We start from the raw sequence: 20693 nt of genomic DNA on the forward strand, positions 1-20693 counted from the left end.
GCTGAGCACCGCGCCAGGTGAAGCCCTGTCTCAGCTCGCCTCGACGCGGGCCTTCTCGACCACGACATCGAAGTCGGCCTTGGGCCACTCCGGATTGAGGTCCTTGAGAGTTTCCAGCAGCAGAGTGGTGACGGCCCAGTTGCGATACCACTTACGGTCGCTCGGAATCACATGCCAAGGCGCGTGGTCCGGATTGCACTTCTCCAAGGCCGCTTCGTACGCCTCGGTGTACGCCGGCCACTGCTGGCGTTCGTCCACGTCGCCCGGGTTGTACTTCCAGTGCTTGGTCGGGTCGTCCAGACGGGCCTGCAGGCGTTCCTTCTGCATCTCAGGTGAGATGTGCAGGAAGCACTTCACCACGGTGACCCCGGAGGCGGCCAGTTCCTCTTCGAACTCGTTGATCTGCTCGTAGCGGCGGTTCCACACCGGCGGCGCCACCAGGCTCCGGACCCGGGCGATCAGCACGTCCTCGTAGTGCGACCGGTCGAAGATCCCGATCTTTCCGGGTTCCGGCAACGCCTGGCGGATCCGCCACAGGAACCCGCGCCGCTTCTCGGCCGCGGTCGGTGCCTTGAACGAGGTGATCCGCAAGCCCTGCGGGTCCATCAGCCCGGCGCCGTGCCGGATCACGCCACCCTTGCCCGAGGTATCCATGCCCTGCAGCACCAGCAAGACGCTGCGCGAGCCGCCCTTGCGGCCTTCGGCGAACAGCCGTTCCTGCCAGTCCGACACCTCGGGGGCCAGGGCGGCCAACGCCTCCCGGCCTTGCTCCTTGGTACCGCCAAAACCGGTCGTCGCCCGCGGGTCGTACGAGCTCAGGTCGACCGGCCCCGGCGGGACCCGCAGCGAGCTGGACAACCCGGGTGCAGTTCTATTCGCGCTCTTCTTCGTCGCCATGCCGGCCATCCTGCCCCATCCCGGCCCGGGCCAACGCGATCAACCGCGACAACGCGCGCAGGTACTTCTTCCGGTAACCACCCTTGAGCATGCGTTCGTCGAACATCCGGTCCAGCGGCACCCCACTGGCCAGCAGCGGAATGTCCCGGTCGTACATCCGGTCGGCCAGCACCACCAGACGAAGCGCGACGTTCTCGTCGTCGATCTCGCGGATGTCCTGCAGTCCAACGGCCGTGACCCCGTCGAGCAACGCGCCGAACTTGCTCGGGTGCAACTCCGCCAGATGCCGATGCAGATCAACGAAGTGGTCGCACGACGCGCCATCCCGCCCGGCCGCCAGTCGCTCCACCTCGGCGTCGGTCAACGGCGTCGGCGCGTTCGGCAGACCCCGGTGGCGGTAGTCCTGCCCATCGATCCGCAGTACGTCGAATCGCGCGGCCAGACCCTGGATCTCGCGGAGGAAATCCGTCGCCTGGAACCGGCCCTCCCCCAGCCGATCCGGCAGCGTGTTCGAAGTGGCGGCCAACTGAACCCCGGCCTCGACCAACTGCCCGAGCAGTCGCGAGATCAGTACGGTGTCGCCCGGGTCGTCCAGCTCGAACTCGTCGATGCAGATCAACCGGTACGGCGTGAGCGCCTCGACCGCGCGGCGCATACCGAGGGCGCCGACCAGGTTCGTGAGCTCGACGAAGGTGCAGTACATCTTCGGGCCAGAGGCCTCGTGCCACAGCGACGCGAGCAAATGCGTTTTGCCCACGCCGAATCCGCCGTCGAGGTAGACGCCCGCCTTGCCAGGTTGTTCCGCCGCTTTCCGGCGCCACCAGGTCCGCTCCTGGCGTGGCTTCGCGAGCGTCGTACCGCGCTCGCGTAGTACGGCGAGGGCCGTTGCCTGGCTGGGCTCGGCCGGGTCGGGGCGGTAGGTGCCGAACCGCACGGGCTCGAACCGCGGAGGCGGCACGCACTCCGACAACAGCCGGTCCGGGCTGACGTCAGGCCGGCGTTCGATGAGGCGGATCGGCATGCCGCACAGCCTACCGAGGTTGGCTTGACCTCAAGTCCACTCGAACTCCTAGCGTGGTCGACACCACAACAACAGGAGGCTTCGCGATGCACGCCATTCGCCTGCACGAGTTCGGTCCGGCCGGCAATCTGCGCTACGAGGAGGCGGCCGATCCGGTGCCTGCGGCGGGCCAGGTCCGGATCAAGGTCGAGGCCGCGGGGGTGCATCTGGTCGACACGGTCCTCCGCGCCGGAAACGCTGGTGGCGCACCGATCGCCGTACCGGACCTGCCGACCATCCCGGGCCGGGAGGTCGCCGGCACGGTGGACGCCCTCGGTCCCGGCACCGACGAGTCCTGGCTCGGCCGCCGGGTCGTCGTACACCTCGGTCAGGTCCCCGGTGGGTACGCCGAACTGGCGGTCGCCGCGGCCGAGGCCCTCCACCCGATCCCCGAGCACCTCGACGCCGCTGAGGCCGTCGCGATCATCGGCACGGGCCGTACGACGATGGCGGTGCTGGCCGACGCGCACCTCGGGCCCGACGACGTCGTCCTGATCACCGCGGCCGCGGGCGGTATCGGCAGCCTGCTGGTGCAAACCGCCCGCAATGTCGGCGCCACCGTCGTAGGTCTCGCGGGTGGTCCGGCCAAGGTCGAGCAGGTTCGCTCGCTCGGCGCGCAGATCGTGATCGACTACCGCGATCCGGACTGGCCCGAGCAGGTCAAGGCGGAACTCGACGGCCGGTCCGTGACGGTCATCCTCGACGGGGTCGGTGGCGAGCCGGGTAAAGCGGCCCTGGACCTGCTCGGCGTCGGCGGACGCATCGTGTGGTTCGGCTGGTCCGATGGCGAACCGCCCACGGTGACCACCTCCGACATCATCGCCCGCGGCCTCACCGTCTCCTGGGCGATCGGGCCGAAGATGTTCCAGCGCCCAGGCGGCCTCCGCGCCTTCGAAACCGCCGCGCTCACCGAGGCGATCGAAGGCCGCTGGAAGCCGCTCACCACCCGCTTCCCACTGGCCAAGGCCGCCGACGCCCACCAGGCCCTCGAAAACCGAGAAACCACCGGCAAGGTCGTCCTCATCCCCTAGGCGGGCTCGGGCAGGGGGTGGCCGGTTTCGAGCAGGGACTTGAGGGAGCTGAGGATGTGCGGCCAGCCGCCCGAGACGGCCTCGTGCACGATGCTGCCTTCGGGGAAACCGTCGTGGGTGACGGTGAGTTTGACCAGGTCGCCCACGGTTTCGAGGTCGAAGGTGACCTTCGAGCGCGGTTCGGCCGAGGCCTTCGCCATCCACTCGTCGCCCAGCTCGAAGGTCTTGCCGAACTCGGGCGTGAAGGTGTGCCAGGTGTACGACAGGCGCTTGCCTGGCTCCGCTTCGAGAACCACCTGCTCGGGGTCTTGGATCGCGATGCCCGACTGGTGCCAGGTGACGGTGGAACCAGGCTTCCAGTCGGACTCCAGCGTGGCGCCCCAGTACTGCTCGGTGAAGGCCGGCGCGGTCAGGGCTTGCCACAGTTTGTCGGCGGTGGTGTGGATGTAGCTGACGTACACGAATTCCGGTGCGGTCATCGGTTGCTCCAAAGCGGTCTTGAGGTCTGCGAGCGCCTGAACCCGCTGCTTGTCGTAGCGGTTGATCCAGCGATCGGCGATGGCGTTGATCGGCTCGGCGTTCAGGTGGTGGAACTTCTCCCGGCCGCGGCGAACCGTTGCGATGAGCCCGGCCGCCTCCAGGATCGCGAGGTGCTTGCTCACCGCCTGGCGAGTCAGATCCAGGGACGCGCACAACTCGCGCAGCGTCTGCCCGTTGCGCTCGTTCAGGCTGTCGAGCAGCGCGCGCCGGGTCGGATCGGCCAGCGCTTTGAACGCGTCGTCCACGGATCACCTCGTCAATAGGCAACTGTTAGGTTGCCCGTTGACAATAGGCAGCCGTTTGGTTGCCTGTCAAGCAGACCGATTCCTTTCGGGTAGCGCCGGGGTCTACACCGACAATGACCCTGGAACCGAAAGGAACCCGATGCGCGACGAGAGCGACTTCACCCGGCTGACCGAGCCCTTCCGCAAGGAACTACTGGCGCACTGCTACCGCATGCTCGCGTCGTACGACGAGGCCGAGGACCTCGTCCAGGAGACGTACCTGCGGGCCTGGCGCTCGTTCGGCACGTTCGAGGGCCGCTCGTCGGTCCGGGTCTGGCTGTACCGGATCGCCACCAACGCCTGCCTCACCGCGCTGGACAACCGCAAGCGCAGACCGTTGCCCTCCGGACTCGGTGCCCCCAGCAACGACCCGTACGGCGAGCCGGCCGCGGCCGGACCCGACATCGAATGGCTGCAGCCGATCCCGGACGCCCTGGTCACTCCGGCCGACCAGGATCCCGCGATGGTGGCGGCCACCCGCGACGGCCTGCGGCTGGCCCTGGTCGCGAGCCTGCAACGGCTACCACCCAAGCAACGGGCCGTACTGATCCTGCGCGAGGTGCTCGCCTTCAGCGCGAACGAGGTGGCCGTCATGCTCGGCACCACCCATACGGCGGTCAAGAGCAGCCTGCAACGCGCCCGGGCCAACCTCGGCGACCCTCAGCCCACTGACCTGGCCGGCGATCTCGACGAAAGGCGCCTGCTCGAGCAGTACATCTACGGCTTCGAGAACGCCGACCTGGCCGTACTTGAACAGGCCCTCCGCCAAGACGCGAGCCTGGAAATGGTCGGTACGACGACCTGGTTCGACGGCCGCAAGACCTGCGTGCCGTACCTGGCGAACGTCATCGGCCAACCAGGCGACTGGCGGATGGTCCCGACCCGGGCGAACGGACAACCCGCGGTGGTGTCGTACTACCGCGGCGAGCCGTTCGGCCTGGCCGTATTGGACATCCGGGTCGACGGCCTCAAAGGCATCGCCGTTTTCGCCGGGTCCGACCTGGTCACCAGCTTCAGTCCGAGCGCGGCGTGAGCACGTCCTCGAGGTTGAAGTTCACCGGCTCCTCGAGCTGTTCGTAGGTGCACGATTCCGGCGTACGGTCCTCGCGCCAGCGCACGAACTGGGCCGTGTGCCGGAATCGCACGCCCTCCATGTGGTCGTACCGAACCTCGACCACGCGCTCGGGGCGTAGCGGAATGAAGCTGAGGTCCTTGCCGGCCTGCCAGCGACTGCCTTCGGCGTTGCGGGGAGTGCGATTGCCCTCCTCCTGCTTGGCCCAGGCCCACGGGTGGTTGTCGAAATCTGTCACCCAGGGCTGTAGCTCGGTGAACAGCTCCTCGCGCCGGGCCATCGGGAACGCGCCGATCACGCCGACACTGGCGAGCACGCCCTCGGCGTTGTACAGCCCGAGCAGCAACGAGCCGATCCGCTCGGGCCCGCTCTTGTGCAGGCGATAACCCGCCACCACGCAGTCCGCCGTGCGCTCGTGCTTGATCTTGAACATGGTCCGCTTGTCCGGCAGATACGGCCCGTCGAGCGGTTTCGCGATCACGCCGTCGAGCCCGGCGCCCTCGAACTGCTCGAACCAGTTCTGCGCGACGGCCTTGTCCGCGGTCGCCGGAGTCACGTGCACGGGCGCCTGTACGTCGGCCAGCGCCTTCTCCAAGGCGGCGCGCCGCTCGGCGAACGGCCGCTCGGTGTAATCGGTATCACCCAGCGCGAGCAGATCGAACGCCACGAACCGCGCCGGCGTCGTCTCCGACAGCATCTTCACCCGGCTCGCGGCGGGGTGGATCCGCTGCTGCAACATCTCGAAGTCGAGTCTGTTGCCGTCGGCACCGACCACGATGATCTCGCCGTCGATCACGCAGCGTTCGGGCAGTTCGGCCCGGAAGGCCTCGACCAGCTCCGGGAAGTACCGCGTCATCGGCTTCTCGTTGCGGCTGCCGATCTCCACCTCGTCACCGTCGCGGAAGATGATCGAGCGGAAACCGTCCCACTTCGGCTCGAAACTCAGCTCACCGTCGGGGATCTGCTTGACCGCCTTCGCCAGCATCGGCGCGACCGGCGGCATCACGGGAAGTCGCATGGTCCCTTCTTACCGCACAAACCGTGTCAGGCGGAGGTATGACGCAACTGGGCCGAATCGCGGCATGATGGCAGCAGAACGCCATTCGGCATCAGCGGAGGTGGCTCAGATGTACGACGTAGTGCTACTCGTCGAGCAAGAGCTGACGGAAGAAGACGCCAAGCAGGTTGTCGCACTGCACGAGGACCTGCCCGACCCGGTCAAGTATCACGTGGTCATTCCCTGCCACAACGCCGAGGCGGGGGTGGAGGCCTCCCTGGCCGCCCTCGGCACGGCCGATCTGTACGGCGCGGGCATCGCCGATCAGCGCAACGACCTCGCCGCCGCCCAGCGGGCCATCGACGACGAGGCGAAGGGCTGCAGCGGCCGAAGCGTCGAACGACTCCAGGCCCTGGGGCAACAGGCCGAGGGTGGTATCAGTCACGAGCGTGCCATCGACGCGCTGACCGAGACCGTGCGCAAGGTCGACGGCCGCGAGGTCATCATTCTCACCCGGCCGCACGTGGTGGCGGAGTTCTTCCACGTGGACTGGGCCGCGCAGGCCCGCCGCCATCTCGGCGTACCGGTCCTGCACCTGCTGGAACACGACAAGGAGAGGCCGGCCAAGCGGCGGTAGACCGTTGGGCGGGCCCGGCCCCGAGACCGGGCCCGCCCAACGGCTGTTCGGCTAGGAGGCCTGGGCCGAGTCGTAGACGTTCTGGGCGTCAGTACCGAAGTACGGCCCGAACATCCAGTTCGGGAAGAAGTTGATCTTGTAGCTGTTGACCGAGTTCACCGTGCCGGTCCCGGTGGCCTCGTTGAAGTTGAGGAACCAGCCGCCACCGCTGGAACCACCGGTCATGTTGCAGGTCATGCCGAGGCCGTTGCTGATGAAGGCGTTGAAGACCGTGCCACTGCAGTAGATCAGCTTCGAGCCGTCGTACGGCGCTGCCGCCGGGTAGCCGAAGGCGTACATGCGCTGGCCGCGCGGCTGGTTGAACGCGATGCCCTGGCCGCCGACGACGTCCGTGAGCGCCGCACCGTTCAGCGGATTCACCACCGCCGCGCCCATGTCGTAGTTGATGTCCTCGCTGGCGACCCACTGCGGCGTGGCGAGCAACTTGCGGGCGGTCCAGGTGCCGTAGGGCGTGGCGCCGTTGTTGTACGCCGGGACGAACGCCCAGTTGGTGTGGAAGGCCCCTTCGAGTTTGACGCAGTGCCCAGCCGTGACGACCGTGCTCTTGTTCGTACTCGTTACAGCCGTACCACTGCACGACGCGGTTCGGCCGCCGTAGGTGAAGAAGACCCGGCCCTCGGTCCGCACGATCGCTCCCCCGCCGGTCCAGGCGCTACCGCCGTTGGGAAAGGCTGTAGGCGCGAAGGAGGTCGCCGCGCCTTGGGGTACGTCGATCGACTCGGGCAGCTTCGCACGTCGTACAAGCTGGTCCATCGGAGTAGCCGAGCGCATCCGCTCGGGCGTCCAGAAGGCGGCTACACCGGCCTGCTGGGCGGAGGTGATCGCGGCCGGCACACTGACCGGCTGCGGTTTGTCAGCGACCGGCGCGGTTCCGGCGACGCTGGTGAGCGGGGTGGCGACGAGGAGGGCGCTGGCGGCGGCCAGCAAGCTCAGACGCAAGGTGGAACGCTTCATCTGGTGCCACACTTTCCGGACCGGCGAGGTGACGCCGGCCGCAAGTCGACGGGGATCTGGCGGTATCTGCCCATGGACTTACAGCCCGGGTCGCCGCGGTGGTGCCGCGGTTACCGGGTAGTACTCAGCGCGCTGAACGGGGAGGCTAGAACAACCCGTCGCACAACGCAATGGCTCGCACACCCTTCGTCAACACCGCCCAAAGATTGCTCATCTTCGGTGGCACGTGAGCCCGCGCAAGGGGCCTCAGACGGGGTTGGGCTGCGGGGCGAACTGGGTGCGGTAGAGGTCGGCGTACAGGCCGTCGCGGGCGAGGAGTTCGTCGTGGGTGCCGCGTTCGACGATGGTGCCGCCGTCGACCACGAGGATCTGGTCGGCGTTGCGCACGGTCGAGAGGCGGTGCGCGATAACGAGCGAGGTCCGGCCTTCGAGGGCGGTGTCGAGCGCCCGCTGAACCGCGGCCTCGGACTCGGAGTCGAGGTGCGCGGTCGCCTCGTCCAGTACGACGATGCGCGGGGCCTTCAGCAGCAGCCGGGCGATCGCGAGCCGTTGGCGCTCGCCACCCGACAGCCGGTGGCCGCGATCCCCCACCACGGTGTCGAGCCCGTCCGGAAGCGCCTCCACCAGCTCCCACACCTGGGCGGCCCGCAACGCGTCGGCCATCTCGGCGTCGGTGGCGTCCGGCCGGGCGTAGGCGAGGTTGGCGCGGATGGTGTCGTGGAACATGTGCGCGTCCTGCGTGACGTAACCGATGGCGTCGTGCAGGGATCGCAGCGTCACCTCACGTACGTCGTGACCGCCGATCCGGACCGCGCCGGCGGTGACGTCGTACAGCCGGGCGACCAGGTTCGTGATGGTGGTCTTGCCTGCGCCGGACGGCCCGACCAGGGCCACCATGTTGCCGGGGGCAACGGTGAAACCGACGTCGCGAAGCACGTCCGCGGAGGTGCGTTTGTCCAGCACGGCAACGGATTCCAGTGATGCGAGTGAGACCTCGTCGGCAGACGGATACGAGAACTCGACGTGCTCGAACTCGACCGTGACCGCCTCGTCGGGCAAGGCGACGGCATCCGGTGCGTCGGCGATCATCGGCTTGAGGTCGAGTACCTCGAAGACCCGCTCGAACGAGACCAGCGCGGTCATCACATCGACCCGGACGTTCGACAAGGCGGTCAGCGGGCCGTACAACCGGCCGAGCAGGGCCACCAGGGCGAGCAAGGTCCCGACGGTGAGGGAGTTCCGCACGGCGAGGTTGCCGCCTACGCCGTACACCAGGGCCGTCGCGAGCGCGGCCACCAGCGTGAGCGCGGTGAAGAAGACCCGGCCGAGCATGGCGATGCGAATACCGAGATCGCGCACCCGGCCGGACCGCTCGGCGAACTGCGCGTTCTCCGCCTCGGGGCGGCCGAACAGGCTCACCAGCAACGCGCCGCCGACGCTGAACCGCTCGGTCATCGCGGTCGACATGTCCGCGTTCAGTTGCATCTGCTCGCGGGTCATCGCGGCCAGCCGGCGGCCGAGATAGCGCGCGGGCAGCAGGAAGACCGGCAGCAGCAGGATCGCGATCAGCGTCAGCTGCCACGACAGCACCAGCATGGCGCCGATGACCAGCACCAGGCTGATCACGTTCGACACCACGCCGGACAACGTCGAGGTGAACGCCTGCTGGGCGCCGATCACGTCGGTGTTGAGCCGAGACACCAGCGCGCCGGTCTGGGTCCGGGTGAAGAACGCGATCGGCATCCGCTGCACGTGCGCGAAGACCTTGGTACGCAGATCGAAGATCAGGCCCTCGCCGATGCGGGCGGAGTACCAGCGCTGCACCAGCCCGAGGCCGGCTTCGACCACGGCCAGTACAGCCACGATCAGCGCGAGCAGCGTGACCAGGCCGGAGTCGCCCTTGATGATGCCGTCGTCGACGATCTTTTTGAACAGCAGCGGCGACGCGATCACCAGCACGGCCGACACGACCACCAGCAGCAGGAAGACCGTGATCTGGACGGTGTAAGGCTTGGCGAAGGCCAGGATGCGCTTGAGCGTGCCGGGAGTGAGCTTCTGGTTCACGACCGACGAATCCTGCCGTCGCCAGCTCATCGGGCTACCGCCCATGCCCATCGGTGATGACATGTCCCTAGTCAACACCCAGACTCAGCTGATACTTCCCGTCAGCTCGGCCAGGCGACGGGCCTGCGCCTCGCGCTCGGCCTGGAGCTGCTCGTCGTACGACCGGCGCTGGGCCTGAATCAGCAGCGCCTTGGTCTCGCGGACGGCGCCCGCGAGCGGTGCCAGCAGCGCGGCGCTGAGGTCGCTGACGGTGCCCGCGAGTTCCTCAGCCGGTACGACGATGTTGGCCAGACCCCATCGCAGAGCTTCGTCGGCCTCGACCCAGCGGGTGGTCGCGCAGATCTCCAGCGCCCGGGAGAAACCGATCAGCTCGACCAGGGGATGCGTACCACCCAGGTCCGGCACCAGCCCGAGGGCCGGTTCGCGCATGCTGAACTTGGCGTCCGGGGTGATCACCCGCAGGTCGCAGGCCAGAGCGAGCTGGAAGCCCGCGCCGACCGCATGGCCCTGGACGGCTGCAATGCTCACGAACGACGGATCGCGCAGCCAGCAGAATCCCGCTTGAAACCCGGCGATCTCCTGGTGGATCTCCGCCTGCGCCTTCGTACCGAGCGACAGCAGGGGCGGTTCGCCGTCGATCGGCTCGCCCATGATCAGCCGCCGGTCGAGGCCCGCCGAGAACGACGGGCCCTCCCCCGACACGACCACCACCCGCACCTCGGCCGGCAGCGACGCGCCGAACTCGGCCAGCGCCCGCCAGGTGGCCGGAGTCTGCGCGTTGCGCACCTCCGGCCGGTCCAGCACCACTCGGGCAACAGGCCCGTCCACCGAGAACCGCACGCCGCCATCCGTCATGGCGACGACGATATACCAACCAGTAACAACCTGCCCGGGTCAGTTCTTGCCGAAGTCCTCCGCGACCTCACGGATGTCCGCGTCGGAACTGGCCCGGGCGAGGTCGACCAAGTCCAGCAGCAGGTCTTCCGGGCCGATCTCGGTGAGCAGCTCCGCGAACCGCCGGAACTCCTCGTCGTCGCCCTGCGCCAGGATCGGCCACATCTCGTCTTTCAGGAACGAGTGCACCCACGGACGCGGCAGGCCCGCGATGACCTGCCGCACCAGCATCGTGTCGGCGTGCGCGGAGGACGCCAGCCGGACCAGCTGGGGGAAATACTCCAGCCGGTGCACGATCTCCAGGAACTCGATCATCCGCAGCGCCGTCCCGCGCTGGGCGGGGCTTTCCAGCCCCGCCGCGAGCAGCTCGTGCCGGGTTTCGACGGGCAGGGCCAGGAAGTCCCGCCGCCGGTCCGCGAGTTCCAGCTCCGCGGCCCGCAAGGATTCCCACGTCTTGCGGGCCGCCCGATCAATACTCACCGATTCACTTCTTCTTTCCGACGTATTCCCACGGCAGCGACACGTACAGGCTGACGAATTCATCGTACTTCATCGAGCGGGTGGGATAGAGGGTGTGGTGACCGTGCGGCTGATCGCCACCGACGTCCGTGCCATCGGCGATGACCCGCAGGCCGTCGGGCAATTGCGTACCGGCCGGCAATCGCCAGTAATGGCCGGTCAATTTCACGTCCGGATGGAATGGATCACTGTAGGTCGACTTTCCCTTCGGCGGGCTGGATGGATGGACGTTGCCGTCCTTGTCCACTTCGATGTCCGCCGGCACCCGCACCTTGCCGGGGTGGGTGGTATTGCCGAAGGAATGCAGGTCCGTCGGCGTATGTTGTGGCGGCTCCGCCTTCTTGATCGCGTTCTTGATCTTGTCGGCCAGTTTCTTGACCGCGTCGCCGACTTTCTTCACCAGGTCGTGGACCTTGGTAATCACGGTGCGAATGAACGTGCTGATCTTCTTGATCACCTGTTTCACCCAGGTGATCACCTTCTTGACGAATTCACGGATCTGCACGATGAAGTTCTGGATCGCCTGCAGAATCGCGCCCAGTTTGCTCTTCACCCAGTCCACCACCGGGGTCACCGTTTTGACCGTCCAGCGGACCACGTTCACCACCGGCTTGGAGGTGACGACGTAGGACACCACCTTGACCACGCTGCGGAAGATGGCCCACTTGCCGTCCGGGTCGCTGCCGGTCACCGGGCTGTTGTTCGCGTACGCGTAGCCGTTGATCTGCTGCGGATCGGAGTAGTCGGCGATCGGGTCGACCGAGATGAACCGCCCGGTGGCCGGGTCGTACTCCCGGGCCCCCAGATGGACCAGGCCCGTGCTCGCGTCCGCGGTGCCACCCACGAACCCCCGACTGCCGGCGACCGGTCCCCCGGCGCCCCGCGTCAGGCCGTACGGCGTGGTGCGCTGGCGGGTCACCTGCTGGCTGGCGGCGTTGATCCCGAGCGTTGGCGTGCCCTGGTGGTCCGTACCGATCCAGACCACGTCACCGCCGTGCCGGACGGCCACCGTCTGGTTGCCGTGACGGTAGTAGCGAGTGCCATCCAACTGGCCGGACGGCTTCAGCAGCAGCTCGGTGTCGCCGAGGAACAGCGTCGTGCCCGAGGTGTCCTTACGCAGCAGCCGGTTGCCGTCCGCGTCGTACACGAATGAGGTCTGCTGAGTGCCCTTCGTGACCGACTCGAGTTTGCCCTCGGCGTCCCACTTGAGCGTCTCACCGGTACCGGCGAGCGTGCGCGCCGTCTGGTTGCCGGACTCGTCGTAGCCGAAGGTGTCGACCTTCGTGCCACCAGGAACACCCGTGCCGGTCGTGGTGACCTTCTGCAGCGCGTGCGGCTTGGCTGCACCAGCCGCGGCATATTCGTACGTACTCGTGACCGTGCCGGTCGCGGACTTCTGCGTCTCGGTCTTGCGGTTACCGGTCTTGTCGAACGTCCACTGCTGCCAGTACGGCGCCGGCCCGCCAAGGCCTCCGGCGGTGGGTGCGGCCGTGCAGTCGCCGTTGCCCGGTGTCCAGGCGGAGGTCATCCGCTTCAGTTCGTCATAGCCGAAGCACTGGGTGTCGATCGGCTCGCCGCTGACCGATGACGGAGTGTCGGTGATCTTGGTGACGTTGCCGCCGTGGTCGTACTCGTAGTCGACGCTGGAGACCCGCCGGGGCGAGAGCTCCCGGTCGGTCACCACCCGGGATAGCCGCCGACTGCCCGCCTGGTACTCGTAGCTCTGCTTGACCCACTTCCCGCCGGCCTGTTGCAGCGTGACGCTCTCCCGCTCGCCGAACGGGGTGTACCCGGTCGCGGTCACGTACGTCGAGGCACCGGTCAACGTCGTCGGCAGGTTCTGCTCGTTGTACCCGTACTTCAGCGTCTCCGCCGGTAGGCCACCGACTTCCGGCAGCGTGGTGGTGTCCAGCTGGCCGTCAGCGCGATAGGTGTTCGCGATGGCGTAGGTGCCCGCCAGCTGGTTTTCGCTCGCCGGGACGGTCACCTCGGAGCCGAGCGTGCGGCCGCCGGCGTCGTACCCGGTCACGCGAGTGACGTAGGCCTTGCCGTCGATCCACCGGGTGGCCGTCGACGGCGAACCCTTCGCCAAGGTGTCGTAGGTCCACTCCGAGCGCAGCGTGCCGGTCGGCGAGCCCTCCCGGACCGCGGTCTTGCGCCCGATGTTGTCGTAGAAGAAGAACAGCTTCGTACCGCGGGCGTCGGTACTGCTGGTCAGCTGGTCGAGGTCGTCGTAGGTGTAGGTCGTGATGCCCTTGTCCGGATCGACGTCCTTGATCTTGCGGCCGCGGATGTCGTACTCGAAGGACCAGCTGTTGCCCGCGGGATCGACGACCGAGGTCAGCTGTCCGGCCTCGTTGTAGGCGTAGGCCGTCTTGTCGTAGGCGCCGGTCGGCGACGTGCCGAGGTACTGCCTGTTCTCGATCAGCCGGCCCTGGGTGTCGCGAACCTTCGTGACGGCCTGCTCACCCTTGGGCGGGTCCACCGTCTGGCGGTCGGCGTAGTTGGTGTGCACCGTGCGCCACTTCTCAGCGCCGTCGGACTTGAAGATCTCCATCGCCGGGCGTTCGCCGGCGTCGAACGTGGTGAGCGTCTGTCCCGGCAAAGCCGCCTCGTCCGGCAACAGCACCTCCGCACCGGGCGGTGCGTCGTTGTAGTACGGCTGGTTGTTCTTCACCTCCAGACCACGCGAGTCGTAGATCCGGTCGGTGACAACCCGGCCGCCCCCGGCCGCGGGCTGCTGGAGCTGCCGGGGCCGGAGCAGACCGTCCGCGATCTCGTAGCTGGTCTGGATGCTGCCGTCGGTCTGCAGCCGCCTGGTCGTGGTGACGCTGGGGCTGTCGGCATTGACGGTGTAGGTGTACTCGATGTCGGGAACGGCGGCCCCTGCCCGGCCCGGCAGCCACACCTTGGTGGTGCGGCCGAGGGCGTCGTACTCGGCAGTCGTCTCCCGGCCGGCCGGGTCGACGACCGACTTGGCCTCGCCCCACGCCGGCTCGAGCACCGTACTGGTGGTGTGACCGTTCGGCTTGGTCACCTCGGTCTTCGTCAGCGGTCCGCCCGACGCCGGCACGAAGTCGACCTGCGTCGTTCCGTTCTTGGCGTCGGTGATCGACGTCGCCCGCCCGATCGCGTCGTACTCGGCGGTCGCCACCGTCTGGTAGGTCGGCTGACCGGTGGCCGTGAAGCCCGACAGCCGCTCGGTCTTGGTCACGTCACCGCGGGTCGGCGTGCCGCCGGGCACGGTCGAGCCGTCGTAGTAGGTGCGCGTGTCCGCGATCACGTCGGTGTTGGTCCACGCCTGGTCGCACGCCTTGGCCACGGTCTGCTTGCGGGCCGGCAGCTCGGCGATGCCCGCGCTGGGATTGCTCGCGTACTCGTACCGCGTGCAGGTGTCGTCGTCGGTCTTCGCGACGTCGTTGAGGTTGCTCGCGGTCAGCAGCACCCCGGTGTCGGAGTAGGTGTGCCGCGCCGCGGTGCTGCGCAGCGCGCCGCCTTCCAGCGACTCGCTCTGCTGGTTCCCGGCCTCCTCGACCTGGTACGACTTCGTGGTCGCCCAGCTGCGCACCCGGGTCGCAGTCGGGCCGAACAGCCGGTGATCGGTGATCGTCCGGTTGATCACGGTGGCGCCGTTCAGGGTGCGCTGCTCGCGAAGCTGGCCCGACAGCGCGTTCGCGTCCACCACCTCGGCGCCGGTCGAGTCGGTCAGCTTCACCGTCTTGGTGCCGCCGTTGGCCAGCTTGTCGCCGTCCATCCCGGTGTAGTAGCGATGCTCGGTGACCGTTTGCGGCCCGGTCGAGGCGCCCTTCCGGGTCACGATCAGCTGGTAGCCGCGCCAGTTGGACCAGGTCTTGCGGCCGATCTCGACCAGGCCGTCCTCCTCGTCCTGGCGCCAGGCCGGCGGTCCCGGATACTCGATCGAGGTCACCACCGGCTCGGTGGCACTCACCCGGTCGGACTCGGTGACCTGCGTGACGACGTACTTGTGGAACCAGTCCTGGCGCTCGGCCTGGCCCTCCGGCGTCCACTTCACCGGATGGCACCGCTTGGTATTCGTGTCCGCCGCGGCCGGCAGGTTGCCCGGCGAGGCGCATTCCTTGTCCGAGTAGACGACGGCGAGTTCACCGCCGGTGCCGTAGTGCACGGCCGAGATCCGCCACCAGTTCATGGCCGGGATACCGGCGATGCCGTCCACCCGGTTCGCCCGCTGCACACCGTCGAAGTTGACCTCGGGGGTCGCGACAGCGCCCTGGACGTGGCCCGCGTTCGTCACGGCCTCCAGCCACAGGCCGGGGCGAGTGCCGTCGCCGGGGTCGGGGAAGGTGTGCCGCAGCGTCCAGCTGCTCACATCGCCGAACGCGCTGCCGCGCCAGACCTGGGTGGTCACCTTCGCGAGCCGCTTGGCGGTCCAGAAGGTCGGGTTGAACTTGTTGCCGCAGTCGGTGGTGCTGTTGCACGCCTGGTCGAGCGGCGTGTCGGGATACGTGGCCGGCTGGCTCGTCGTGCACGCGCTGCCCGGAATGCAGCGCTCAGCCGTGCTGAAGAGGACGCGAGCGACCGCGGGCGAGCTGAACACGGCACCAGCGCGCTGGCCGTACTCGATCCGCTTGAGGTTACCGGCCCGGACGTACGAACTGACCGTGGTCGCGGTGCCGTTGCGGGCGTAGTTGTTGGTCTCGGTGTCGTAGAAGAAGCTCATCGTGTTGCCGTGCCGGTCCACGACGTAGTCCAGGTTCCAGCGGTAGGCCTGCTGGCACCACGAGGCCGCGAAGGTGGCGGCGTTGCACTGCTCGTTCGCGTGGTTGCCGAACACCGGCACGGTCCAGCTCGACTTGGTGGTCTCGCTGCTGCCTTCGACGAATCCCGGCAGCTTGTTCAGGCCGAAGTAGTACTGCGTGCCGTCCTTGGTGGTCAGCCGCCAGTACTCGCCGGTCGTTTCCGGCGTACGGCCCTCGTCACCGTTGGCCGCGCCGTGCAGCCGCTCGACCTTCGAGCCGTCGTCGGTACGCGGCCGCCACGCGCCCGTGGCGTCGTCGCGGACCAGTTCGCCGCCCTTGCCGTTGAGCGTGAACGTCGCGTTGTCGGTCGCGAAGCACAGATCACCCGTGAGCTTGGTTCCGTTGTTGCCGGTCTGCTCCGGCTTGGACCCGCAGGCGGCGTACTTGCGCTCGATCGCACCACCCGGCGCGAACTCGAACCCCTCACCCACCCAGGACGGCTGGTTGTTGGTCGCGGTGGTCCGGCCGTCAACACCGCCAGAGGAATACTCCAGCGACATTTGCGCCTTCGGCCCGGTGCCAAGACTGGGCGGCACGTTCATCGGGTAGCGCCACGTGAAGTCACCCGAGGCGCCACCCACCTGCCACGTCGCCGACGGCGCCAAGGCCGAGGCCTTGAAGTCACCAGCCGGGCTGGCCGCCGCGGCCTCGACGGCGAACAGGGTCGGCGCGGACCCGGTGACCGGTACCTCGGCGGTGAGCGAGCCCGAGCCGTCGTTCGCCGTCGGAACCGGCCGGCCTACGCAATCAGCGCCCGCCGACTTACCGCTCCGCGCGGCGTTGAGCGCGCACTCAGGCATGGCGACCAGCCGTAGCCGCAGCGCCCAGTCACCACCGAAGGCGTGCCGGAACTGCTCGTATCCCACCCGCAGCTTGACCGTGCCGCTCTTCTGTACGCCGTCGGCCCGGCGGGCACGCAACCACAGCGCGTCGCCGACCCGGCCGAGCGAATCGATCGACACCTTGGCCGGTAGCTCCGCCGCCTTCACGCTTCGGGCCGGCCGATCGATCCAGACCGGCAGCGTGCCGGCCCGGCCGCGATCCGTGCTGTCCGCGCCCACGACGCGTGGCCGGCCCGACTCGGGCGTGAGGCTCCAGTCCGGCGCGGGCATCGTCGCCGTACCGGAGACGGTTCCAGGCCAGGTGACCGACGGGACCTTCGTGACCGCCGCCGCGCCGGTGGGGTCCACTCCGCGCGGCTTGACCTTGGCCACCGTGCCGGGAACGGAACGTTCCTTGCGTGGCTGCCATGGTTCGTCGTCGGCGGCGCGAACGGGCGTGGCCCTGGCCGCCGTACCCCAGCAGGTACTGATCAAGGCGAGGCCGACAACACCGGCCACTAGACGTTGTCGGGACGCTCGGGACTTTCTCGGCCGGATCACAGGCATGGGCGGGCCCTTCATGCTCGAACTGGAGAACGGCCCACCAAGCACACCGGGAGCGGCAAGTCCGGGCAACGGTTTCCACCGTGCTGCAAAAGCGAACGGCCCCCCTTTCGAACCACATCGAAAGGAGGGCCGTTCGGCCGGGCTCAGGCCAGCGAGACCAGGTCGGCGTAGTCGGGCGACCAGAGGTCCTCGACACCGTCGGGAAGCAGCAGCACACGCTCCGGTTCGAGGGCCTCGACCGCGCCCTCGTCGTGGGTCACCAGCACGATCGCGCCTGTGTACGAGCGGATCGCGTTCAGCACCTCGGTACGGGACGCCGGGTCCAGGTTGTTGGTCGGCTCGTCGAGCAGCAGCACGTTTGCCGCCGAGACGACCAGGGTGGCCAGCGCCAGCCGGGTCTTCTCGCCACCCGAGAGCACCTTGGCCGGTTTGTCCGCGTCGTCACCGCTGAACAGGAACGAGCCGAGCACACTCCGCGCCTGGGTCTCGTTCAGATCGGGCGCCGCCGACTTCATGTTCTCCAGCACGGTCCGGTTGACGTCCAGGGTCTCGTGCTCCTGGGCGTAGTACCCGAGCTTGAGACCGTGACCGTCGATCACCTCACCGGTGTCGGACTTCTCGATGCCGGACAGCACCCGCAGCAGGGTGGTCTTACCGGCGCCGTTGAGCCCCAGCACCACGACACGGCTGCCGCGGTCGATGGCCAGATCGACGTCGGTGAAGATCTCCAGCGACCCGTAGGACTTCGAGAGCTCCTTGGCCATCAGCGGCGTCTTGCCACACGGAGCCGGGGTCGGGAACGAGATCTTCGCGACGCGATCGGAAGCGCGCTCGTCCTCGAGTTCGGACATCAGCTTCTCGGCCCGCTTCAGCATCTGCTGGGCGGCCGTGGCCTTGCTCGCCTTCGCGCGCATCTTGTTGGCCTGGTCGATCAGCTGGCTGGCCTTCTTCTCGGCGTTGCCACGCTCGCGCTTACGGCGCCGCTCGTCGGTCTCGCGCTGCGTCAGATAGACCTTCCAGCCGACGTTGTACACGTCGATCTCGGCCCGGTTGGCGTCCAGGTGGAAGACCCGGTTGACGGTCTCCTCGAGCAGGTTCACGTCGTGGCTGATCATGATGACGCCACCGGGATACTGCTTGAGGAAGTCCCGCAGCCACACGATCGAGTCGGCGTCCAGGTGGTTCGTCGGCTCGTCCAGCAGCAGCGTCTCCGCCTGGGCGAACAGGATCCGGGCCAGCTCGACACGCCTTCGCTGACCACCGGACAACGTGCCCAGTGGCTGGCCGAGAACCCGGTCCGGCAGACCGAGGTTGGCCGAGATGCGGGCCGCCTCGGACTCGGCCGCGTATCCCCCGGCGGCGTGCAGATCGGCCTCGGCACGTTCGTACCGGCGCATGGCCTTGTCGCGGGTACGGTCGTCCCCGCTGGCCATGGACTTCTCGGCCGACCTCAGCCGCCGTACGACGTCGTCCAGGCCGCGGGCGGACAGGATCCGGTCCCGCGCGAGCATATCGAGGTCGCCGGTGCGCGGGTCCTGAGGCAGGTACCCGATCGAACCGGACGACGAAACGGATCCGGAGGCCGGCAGTGCTTCGCCGGCGAGGATTTTGGTCAGAGTTGTCTTGCCTGCTCCGTTACGGCCGACCAGACCGACCTTGTCACCCGGTCCGACACGAAAAGACGCGGGTGCAAGCAGCTGTCTGGCCCCGACACGGACCTCAAGATTGGTAACAGTGATCATGGGCCCGCACTAGTGTACGTACTGTGAAATTCAATCCTGACGCCGACTTGGACACCAGTGGCGTCTCCGACGTCCGTGGCAGCGGTGGCGGAGGCGGTTTCCCGGGTGGCCGGGTCGCCTTGCCGATGGGTGGCGGCATCGGCGGCATCATCGTGCTGGTCATCATTTTGCTGCTGAACGGCGGCTTGCCGGGCGGCGACGGCGGGGAGCCGTCCGCACCGAACACCGCCGCGGGCAATCTCGGCGCGTGTAAGCGCGGTGCCGATCTGCAGCAGAATCGCGACTGCCGGTTCGTCATATACCAGAACTCTATCGAGGGTTTCTGGGCCGGCGAGCTGCCTCGGCGTGGCAAGAAGTACACCCGCGCCCGGATGGAGATCTTCGACGGCGGCGTGAGCACCGGCTGCGGTGCCGCCTCCAGCGACGTCGGGCCGTTCTACTGCCCGTCGGACATGAAGGTCTACCTGGACATCTCGTTCTTCCAGGTACTGCAGAAGCAACTCGGCGCGCAGGGCGGTGACTTCGCCGAGGCCTACGTGGTCGCTCACGAGTACGGGCACCACGTCCAGAACCTGTACGGCATCCTCGGCAAGATCAAGACCCGGACCGGCCCCAAGTCCGACTCGGTCCGCTCGGAGCTGCAGGCGGACTGCCTCGCGGGCGTCTGGACCAACCACGCCAAGACGGTCACGGGCAAGAGCGGTAAGGCCTTGATCACCGAGCTCACCGACGACGACATCGCCCGTAGCCTCGACGCCGCCGCGACGGTGGGCGACGACCGGATCCAGCAGAAGACACAGGGCCGCGTCGACCCGGAGAACTTCAGCCACGGATCGTCCGAGCAGCGCATGAAGTGGTTCCGCACCGGCATGGAGACCGGCGACATGACCACCTGCGACACCTGGGCCACCGACGACCTCTGATCCGGATCCACCGACAAGGTGGCGGGGTTGAGCGCGCGGTGAAGTGAAAATGCCCTTGAGTGCTGGGCTGAATGCCGGTTTGTCGTCCGGGGGTGCCGGGTTGTTGCGCGGATGCCGGCTTTTTGCGCGGCCGCTGCCGGGTTCGTGGGCCGCTACGCGGTTGCAGCCAGGTAGTCCTACGAAAAGTCGGTACCGGCTGTCACGGCACCGCATTTTGCGTCCGAGCGTGGGCAAGAATTTGCCTTGCCGCCTAACCCGTGCGGGACCACTTAGGCGAACGACCATACCTCGCCCGGCCGCCTATCAGGGGGACGGGTGACCACCGACGAAGGTCTTGGTGACGGACGCGACCGGCCTGGTCGGCCGCGAGGTGGTGGCGCGGCTGATCGAGGCAGGCGTCGCCATCCGGGCGCTCACCCGCGATCCAGCGAAGGCAGACCTCCCCGAAGAGGTTGAGGTCGTTCAGGGCGATCTGACGGACCCTGCGAGCGTTGAGCCGGCCCTGGCGGGCGTGGACCGCCTCTACCTCTTCCCGGTACCGGAGACGGCCGAGGAGGTTGTAGCGCTTGCCAAGGCGGCAGGCGTACGGCGGATCGTGGTGCTGTCTGCGCGAGGCCACTGGCAAACCGGGGCGCACGTTCGCCGAGTGGGCGCGGGACCACAAAGACGACTTCCGCTGAAAGACGTTGTGGGCAACAAAAAACGAGAGGCACCGGAGTTAACCGGTGCCTCTCGTCACTCTGTCGGGCTGACAGGATTTGAACCTGCGATCTCTTCACCCCCAGCGAAGCGCCCTACCAAACTAGGCCACAGCCCGAGCACTCACTCCGAGGAGCGAGCGGGTAAACCATAC

At 67.8% G+C, this 20693-nt stretch carries 14 protein-coding genes, 1 tRNA gene and 1 pseudogene; 5 read left to right on the plus strand and 11 right to left on the minus strand.

All coding sequences use genetic code 11. The features are described 5' to 3' along the window. Positions 1-30: 30 nt before the first annotated feature. Entirely contained in the window at positions 31-897 is an 867-nt protein-coding gene (locus ACFFGN_RS17250; protein ID WP_380048632.1) for a polyphosphate kinase 2 family protein, read from the minus strand. Next, the gene (gene zapE, locus ACFFGN_RS17255) at positions 872-1918 is read right to left on the minus strand and encodes a cell division protein ZapE (protein ID WP_380048634.1); all 1047 of its coding nucleotides are present in this window, start codon (positions 1916-1918) and stop codon (positions 872-874) included. Before zapE ends, ACFFGN_RS17250 begins: the two co-directional genes overlap by 26 nt. Before the next feature lie 86 nt (positions 1919-2004). On the opposite strand from zapE, the gene ACFFGN_RS17260 reads away from it, so the two are divergent. Next, positions 2005-2988 (plus strand): zinc-binding dehydrogenase, encoded by a 984-nt coding sequence (locus ACFFGN_RS17260; protein WP_380048636.1) that lies wholly within the window; start codon positions 2005-2007, stop codon positions 2986-2988. Here ACFFGN_RS17260 and ACFFGN_RS17265 read toward each other — a convergent pair. After that, the gene (locus ACFFGN_RS17265; protein ID WP_380048638.1) at positions 2985-3773 is read right to left on the minus strand and encodes an ArsR/SmtB family transcription factor; all 789 of its coding nucleotides are present in this window, start codon (positions 3771-3773) and stop codon (positions 2985-2987) included. The two genes, ACFFGN_RS17260 and ACFFGN_RS17265, sit on opposite strands and share 4 nt — an antisense overlap. A gap of 55 nt (positions 3774-3828) precedes the next feature. Here ACFFGN_RS17265 and ACFFGN_RS17270 point away from each other — a divergent pair, with 55 nt between their 5' ends. After that, entirely contained in the window at positions 3829-4845 is a 1017-nt protein-coding gene (locus ACFFGN_RS17270; protein ID WP_380048756.1) for an RNA polymerase subunit sigma-70, read from the plus strand. On the opposite strand, the gene ACFFGN_RS17275 is transcribed toward ACFFGN_RS17270, so the two are convergent. After that, positions 4826-5902 (minus strand): ATP-dependent DNA ligase, encoded by a 1077-nt coding sequence (locus ACFFGN_RS17275; RefSeq protein ID WP_380048640.1) that lies wholly within the window; start codon positions 5900-5902, stop codon positions 4826-4828. The two genes, ACFFGN_RS17270 and ACFFGN_RS17275, sit on opposite strands and share 20 nt — an antisense overlap. Before the next feature lie 109 nt (positions 5903-6011). On the opposite strand from ACFFGN_RS17275, the gene ACFFGN_RS17280 reads away from it, so the two are divergent. Further along, positions 6012-6518, plus strand: a complete 507-nt coding sequence (locus ACFFGN_RS17280; protein WP_380048642.1) for a hypothetical protein — start codon at positions 6012-6014, stop codon at positions 6516-6518. A gap of 51 nt (positions 6519-6569) precedes the next feature. On the opposite strand, the gene ACFFGN_RS17285 is transcribed toward ACFFGN_RS17280, so the two are convergent. The 6 genes from ACFFGN_RS17285 to ACFFGN_RS17310 all read right to left on the minus strand — a co-directional run bounded on the left by ACFFGN_RS17285 (position 6570) and on the right by ACFFGN_RS17310 (position 18917). Continuing rightward, the gene (locus ACFFGN_RS17285; RefSeq protein WP_380048644.1) at positions 6570-7532 is read right to left on the minus strand and encodes a trypsin-like serine peptidase; all 963 of its coding nucleotides are present in this window, start codon (positions 7530-7532) and stop codon (positions 6570-6572) included. Between the two features lie 246 nt (positions 7533-7778). Continuing rightward, positions 7779-9659, minus strand: a complete 1881-nt coding sequence (locus tag ACFFGN_RS17290) for an ABC transporter ATP-binding protein (RefSeq protein ID WP_380048646.1) — start codon at positions 9657-9659, stop codon at positions 7779-7781. A 21-nt stretch (positions 9660-9680) separates the two neighbouring features. Next, the gene (locus tag ACFFGN_RS17295) at positions 9681-10451 is read right to left on the minus strand and encodes an enoyl-CoA hydratase/isomerase family protein (protein ID WP_380048648.1); all 771 of its coding nucleotides are present in this window, start codon (positions 10449-10451) and stop codon (positions 9681-9683) included. A 39-nt stretch (positions 10452-10490) separates the two neighbouring features. Beyond that, a complete protein-coding gene (locus ACFFGN_RS17300) occupies positions 10491-10970 on the minus strand; it encodes a hypothetical protein (protein ID WP_380048650.1) in 480 nt (159 codons plus the stop codon). 4 nt (positions 10971-10974) lie between these two features. Continuing rightward, the gene (locus ACFFGN_RS17305) at positions 10975-17175 is read right to left on the minus strand and encodes an RHS repeat-associated core domain-containing protein (protein WP_380048652.1); all 6201 of its coding nucleotides are present in this window, start codon (positions 17173-17175) and stop codon (positions 10975-10977) included. 143 nt (positions 17176-17318) lie between these two features. After that, entirely contained in the window at positions 17319-18917 is a 1599-nt protein-coding gene (locus tag ACFFGN_RS17310; protein ID WP_380048654.1) for an ABC-F family ATP-binding cassette domain-containing protein, read from the minus strand. 23 nt (positions 18918-18940) lie between these two features. Between ACFFGN_RS17310 and ypfJ the strand changes: the two genes are divergently transcribed. Together ypfJ and ACFFGN_RS17320 are read left to right on the plus strand one after the other, a co-directional pair. Next, positions 18941-19840, plus strand: a complete 900-nt coding sequence (ypfJ, locus tag ACFFGN_RS17315; RefSeq protein WP_380048656.1) for a KPN_02809 family neutral zinc metallopeptidase — start codon at positions 18941-18943, stop codon at positions 19838-19840. A 373-nt stretch (positions 19841-20213) separates the two neighbouring features. Next, positions 20214-20396, plus strand: a pseudogene (locus tag ACFFGN_RS17320) (NAD(P)H-binding protein); the annotation flags it as partial. Between the two features lie 187 nt (positions 20397-20583). Here the strand turns inward: ACFFGN_RS17320 and ACFFGN_RS17325 are convergent. Further along, positions 20584-20657 (minus strand) — tRNA-Pro (locus ACFFGN_RS17325). Between the last annotated feature and the right edge of the window lie 36 nt (positions 20658-20693).

Source organism: Kribbella deserti (assembly GCF_042434725.1).
Lineage (GTDB): Bacteria > Actinomycetota > Actinomycetes > Propionibacteriales > Kribbellaceae > Kribbella > Kribbella deserti.